4 protein-coding genes are annotated in these 5,675 nt (G+C 71.7%); 1 reads left to right on the forward strand and 3 read right to left on the reverse strand.

Going from position 1 to position 5,675, the window contains the following annotated elements; all coding sequences use genetic code 11:
* A partial coding sequence (locus tag AOK09_RS28035; protein ID WP_055590041.1) for an N-acetylglucosamine kinase occupies nucleotides 1–737 on the forward strand: 737 nt, incomplete at its 5' end.
* Between the two features lie 21 nt (nucleotides 738–758).
* Here the strand turns inward: AOK09_RS28035 and AOK09_RS28040 are convergent.
* The 3 genes from AOK09_RS28040 to AOK09_RS28050 form a co-directional block, all read right to left on the reverse strand.
* On the reverse strand, nucleotides 759–2,006 hold the full coding sequence (locus tag AOK09_RS28040) for an alpha-L-fucosidase (protein ID WP_055590042.1): 1,248 nt from the start codon (nucleotides 2,004–2,006) through the stop codon (nucleotides 759–761).
* Nucleotides 2,007–2,089: 83 nt separating this feature from the next.
* The gene (locus AOK09_RS28045; protein WP_079063494.1) at nucleotides 2,090–4,324 is read right to left on the reverse strand and encodes a right-handed parallel beta-helix repeat-containing protein; all 2,235 of its coding nucleotides are present in this window, start codon (nucleotides 4,322–4,324) and stop codon (nucleotides 2,090–2,092) included.
* Nucleotides 4,321–5,675 (reverse strand): M1 family metallopeptidase (locus AOK09_RS28050; protein ID WP_055590043.1); only part of this gene is annotated, 1,355 nt, incomplete at its 5' end. The genes AOK09_RS28045 and AOK09_RS28050, both read right to left, overlap by 4 nt.

The raw sequence follows: 5,675 nt of genomic DNA on the forward strand, positions 1-5,675 counted from the left end.
AAGTCCACAGGATCAGCCAGGTCGCCGGTTGTGTCATCGGCCTCTCGGGCTACCGCTCCCTGGCTGATCCTGTGGACTTCGCAGCACGGTGCGGCGAGGCGCTCGGCCTCACCGTTCCGGTCAGGGTGGTTCCGGATGCCGTCACCGCCTTCGCCTCCGGCACGGACGAGCCGAGGGGAACGGTCCTGATCGCCGGGACGGGCGCCGTGTGCTGTCAGGTGACGCACCACCGGGTGGAGGCGGTCCGCGGCGGGCTGGGCTGGCTGCTCGGAGACGAGGGCGCCGGATTCTGGCTCGGCCGGGAAGCCCTGCGCCGTGCACACACCCACCCGGACAGCCGGCTGGGGTCCGCCGTCCTCCGGCACTGCGCCGCCACCTGCTCCGAGGGCCTCGTCCGCTGGGCCTACGCCGGGGCGCCAGCCAGGCTGGCCCGCCTGGCGCCCCTCGTCAGCGAGGCAGCGCTGCTCGGCGATCCGACTGCACTCTCCCTGGCCGACAGCGCGGCCCGCCACCTTGCCGAACTCGTCCGCAGCACCGTTCCGCCCGGCGAGCACGGCCCGGTCGTGCTCGCCGGCTCCGTCGCTTCCAGTCCCGGCCCGGTCCGCGACCTGCTGGTCGGCCATCTCGCCGACTGCCGGCCACTCGCCTTCGCCACCGACCCCGCTGCAGCCGCAGCCCGACTGGCTGCAACGCCCGCCGACGAGTGGGCTGCGCACGGGGCCGCAGGCGCGCAGTGATCGTCCTCCCGCAGGTTCCTTTCAGTGCGTGAGGAAGAGTTCGACGACGGGGACGGCCGCGTCGGGCCGCTGGACGGGAAGTTGCAGGGTCAGGTGGTCCTGAGGCACCGCGAGGTAGTGGTGGCCGGGTTCGTCGGCCGGCTCGTGGAATCGGACCTCCGAGGCATCGTGCAGAAACTGGGCGTACTCCACGCGCCCCCGCAGCCCCGCCAGGTGCACATGCCGCATCGGCCAGGTGAAGAGATGGAGGTAGAGGCGGTCGCCGCGGCGTGTGTACCGGCAGTCCGGCGGCGGTACGAGACCTTCGGCCGGCCCGGCGCCGTGCACAGCCCGGCTGTGCAGGCGCATCCACGATCCGATCGCGCGCAGCCGCTCAACGGCGCGCGGCTCGAACTCGCCCCGGGCGTTCGGGCCGACATTGAGCAGCATGTTGCCGCCGCGTGCGACGTTCTCGACCAGCATCCGGACTAGCAGGCCGGCGCTCTTCCAGTCGAGGTTGTCGCGGTCGTAGCCCCAGCTGCCGTTGAGGGTCTGGCAGGACTCCCAGGGCAGACCGCCGGCGCCCACCGTGCCCGCGGTGGGCATCACCTGCTCGGGGGTGGTGAAGTCGCCGGTGCCGAGGTCGAGCCGGTTGTTGACCAGGATCTGCGGCTGCAACCTGCGGACCAGGGCCAGCAGTTCCTCCGAGCGCCATGCCTCCCGGCCCTTGGCGCCGAAGCCCCTTCCGGGGTAGGAGAAGTCGAACCACATGCTGTCGATCCGGCCGTACCGGGTCAGCAGCTCCTCAACCTGGCCGTGCAGGTAGTCGGCGTACTTGGCGACGTCCCGCCCCGCGGTCGCGGCCTTGAACTCCTGGTCGTCGCGCTGCGGGTGGTGGAGGTCGACCGGGAAGTCGGGGTGGTGCCAGTCGAGGAGCGAGTGGTAAAGCCCGATCCGCAGGCCCCGCTCGCGGAAGGCCTCGACCAGCGGGGCCAGCAGGTCCCGGCCGTGAGGGGTGCGGGTGGCCTTGTAGTCGGTGAGATCGGAGTCCCACAGGCAGAACCCGTCGTGGTGCTTGGTGGTGACGACGACGTACCGCATCCCGGCGCCGGCCGCCTCGTCCGCCCAGCGGGCGGGATCGTAGAGGTCCGGGTCGAAGTGGTCGAAGTACCGCTGATACTGGGCGTCGGTGAGCCTCTCGCGGGACTTCACCCACTCATGCCGGGCGGCCGCCGCATAGATGCCCCAGTGGATGAATAGCCCGAAGCGGGCCTCGGTGAACCAACTCATGCCGTCAGCTTTCCTTGGCGGCTGCGGGCCGCGCTCCAGGCGCGGCCCGCAGCCGGGACGGACGGTGCTACGGATGGACGGTGCTACGGATGGATGCTCACCTGGGCGAGCGCGATGCGTCCGGTGCCGGTGCGTTGGATCCGCACGTACCGGCCCGTGGTGTCCGTGTCCACCAGGGTCGGCCGTAGTGCACGGCCGGTGACGTGGACGGTGGTGGCGTCGGCGAAGTCGGGCGTGGAGGAGATCCGCACGTCGAAGTCGGCGGTGGCCGCCGATGCGCCGTTCCAGATCTCCACCTGGCCGATGTGCTGCACGGAGCCGAGGTCGACCTGCCACCACGCGCCCGCCTCCGAGGCGGTGCCGGTGTCGGTGGTGGTGTCGCCGTCGTTGCCGCGCCCCGCCGCCGCCGTTCCGGCGGTGGACGACTGCGTGGCGGTGCCCGCGCGGGCCAGGTCGGGGCGCAGTTGCTCGACCGGTTCGGCACCGGGGTGGGCACCGGCCGCCGCCGCCACCCGGACGGCTTCGGCGGGCAGCTGTTCCAGCTTGACGGCGTTGTCGACCATGGCCGATCCGGTGCCGGCCAGGGCCGGGGCGTCGGTGTCGGTCCAGTTGCCGGTGACGAGGTTGTCGATGCCGTAGTCGGCCCAGTTGGAGACCCACTTGTAGCCGACGCGGGTGAGGACGTTGCCCTGCACCAGGATGTGGGAGGACTGTTCATCGAGGTAGATGCCGTTGCCGTCGCGTTCGGTGTTGCCGTACGCGGAGCGGTTGAGGTAGTTGCCGCTGATCACGGTGCCGGGCTGGGCGCCCTGGGTGTAGATGGCGCCGCCGTCGTGTTGGCCGTAGGCGACGAGCATGGCGTCGGTGACCCGGTTGTCGGTGATCCGGTTGTCCCGCAGGACGGAGTTCCGGGCCTCGGGCTGGTTCCAGCCCCAGCCGACCGAGATCCCGGAGTACGGCAGGTGGTCGAGGCTGTTGTGGTCGATGGTCAGCTCAGCCTCGTAGCCGGCCCAGATGCCGACGGAGTCGGAGTACTCGACCCCGGTGTGGTCGATGGTGTTGTACGCGACGGTGTTGCGCAGCCCGGTCAGCTCGGCGGGCGGGTCGGGTTCGGTGTCGCCGACGTAGACGGCGCCGGAGGACAGGTCGGTGAAGGTGCTGCGGATGACCGACGAGTCCCGGGTGCCGTGCTCGAGGACCACGCCGGCCCCGCCGAGCCGCGAGAAGGCCGACCCCTCGATCACGACGTTCCGGCCGCCGCGGACGGTGACGGCGGCGGCGGGCTTGGTGTAGTAGCGGCCAGCGTGGTCCACCGGGCCTGTGGGCCCAGTGAGGGTGAGGCCGGCCTGGGTGCCGGCGTAGCCCTCGTCGGTGTCCGGCTGGGTGTACGCGGCGTAGGAGAAGGTCAGCCCGGACAACCGCAGGTCGTGCGCGCCGTCGAGGACGACCAGGTGTTCGGTGGACGGTGTGACGGCCACGGCGCGTGTCATGTCCTCGCCGGGGCGGGGCAGATAGGTCACGGTGCGCGCGTCCGGGTCCCAGGCGAACTCCCCGGGGGTGTCGAGGAGTTCGACGGCGTTCTCGAAGTAGCTGACGCCCGTGTAGCGGCTGGAGTCGACAGCCGTGGAGTCCCAGGCCGGGCCGGTGCGGGCGGTGCCGCTGGCGGAGTTGATCCAGCACGGCTGGACGAAGGTGATGAGGTCGCCGCTGACTCCGGCGATCCGGCAGTGGTAGTTGCGCCAGCGGACCCGGATGACCGCCTCGGCGGCGGTCGGCCTGGCCCAGGAGGCGGCACCGGAGGCCACGGCACCGGTCATGCCGGTGGCCGTCGCATCGCAGACCGCCACCGGGCAGGGGCCGCTGCGGGCGCGTACCGCCCGGACGCCGTCGACGAACAGCTGCCGCGGTGCGGCGCCGTCCGGGACCGCCGCGCTCCAGCGGCCGTCGGCCGCGGGCCGCCAGCCGGTGATGGTCCGGCCGCCGGAGAGGACCGGGTGGGCGCCGGGTTCCGCGGTCCAGGTGACGGTGTGGCCATCGCGGCCGGAGTCGGCGGCGCCCAGGGTGAGCGGGGCGTCCAGCGGATAGGTGCCGTCGGCGAGCCGCACCTCGATGTCGCGGTCCATGCCCTCGGCGAGAGCCTGGCGCACCTTGTCCCGGGCGGTGGTCGGCGAGCAGGGGTTGGTGACGTTGCAGGCCTGCCCCTCGCCCTGCGGTGCAACGTGGTAGGTCTTCGGGGCGGGCTCACCCGCCGCGGCCTGCGGCGCGGCCAGGAGGGCGAGCACCGAGGCCGCGGCGGCAGCAGCCGGACCCGGCCTCACGACGAGCTCCAGTCGGGGTGGCCCGGCATCGGCGGGTTGTCGAGGCCGTAGAGCCAGCTCTCCAGGAACGGGCGCAGCGAGTCGTCGTGGGTGGCGGCGACGGCGTTGTCGATGAAGTCCTCGCTGTCGGCGGTGGAGTCGCGGTACTTCAGCAGCCACGACTTGATGATCTTGGCGAACTGCTCCTGCCCGACCTGCTGGTTGAGCGCGTACAGCACGACCGCCCCGCCGTCGTAGATGTTGAAGCCGCCGAGCGCGGTGGGCTTCCCTGGCGGGCCGTCGGTCCTGCGGACCGCGTCGAGCTTGGTGTAGGCGGTGTGCATCTTGTCCACCAGGGAGGCCGTGCCGTGCTCGTCGGCCCGGACGGCGGCGTAGTAGACGGCCGGCCCCTCGTTCAGCCAGGCCTGCTGCCAGTCGGCGGGGGTGACGGAGTCGCCGAACCACTGGTGGGTCAGCTCATGGACCATCGTGTTGGTGTACGTGGTCGAGGTGGCCGCGTTCCGGAACCAGTTCGGCCCGAAGAGGGAGAGGGTCTGGTTCTCCAGCGCGTCGCCGTAGCCGTCCCGGACGATCTGCACCCCGTAGGTGTCGAAGGGGAACTTCACGCCCAGCTTGTCCTCCAGCCAGGCGATCTGCTCGCCGGTCTGCTCGACGATCGGCTGGTACGTGGCCACCTGGTCGTCGGGGACGAGGTGGCGCAGCCGGACGCCGTGCGGGCCCTCGCCGGTGAGGTAGGTCTGCCGGTCGACGGAGATGCCGAGCAGTTCGGTCGCCATCGGCGCGTCGAGGCGGAAGTCCCAGGTGGTCTTCGCCTCCCCGTCCGGCCGGGTGCCGACCAGGTCGCCGTTGGCACTCCCCGTCCAGCCGTTCGGCGCGGTGATGTGGAAGGTCCACGTGGCCTTGTCGGACGGGGTGTCGTTGACCGGGGCGAAGGTGTCGGCCCGGGAGGACTGGGCGGCGGAGGCGAAGCCGCCATCGCTGATGTAGCGCCAGCCCGGGGCGCCGGTGATCTTCTGCCTGCCGTTGCCGTGGTAAGCCACCACCACCTCGAAGGGGCGGTGGTCGTGCAGCGGCTCGGGCGGGGTGACGGTGAGCTCCTGACCGGTCTTTCCCGCGCTGAGCGCCCACTGTGCGTCCTGGCCGTCGACGGTGACGGAGTCGATGGTGTGGCCGTCGGTGTCGAGGTTGAAGGAGGACAGGTCCTGGGTGGCGGTCGCAGAGATCCGCACGGTGCCGGTGAAGTCGTAGCTGACCGGCGTGAAGTCGAAGGACAGGTCGTAGTGGCCGACGTCGTACCCGCCGTTGCCGAGGGTCGGGAAGAGCGGGTCGCCGACGCCGGGGGCACCGGGGG

The sequence above is a fragment of the Peterkaempfera griseoplana genome, from assembly GCF_001418575.1.
GTDB lineage: Bacteria > Actinomycetota > Actinomycetes > Streptomycetales > Streptomycetaceae > Peterkaempfera > Peterkaempfera griseoplana.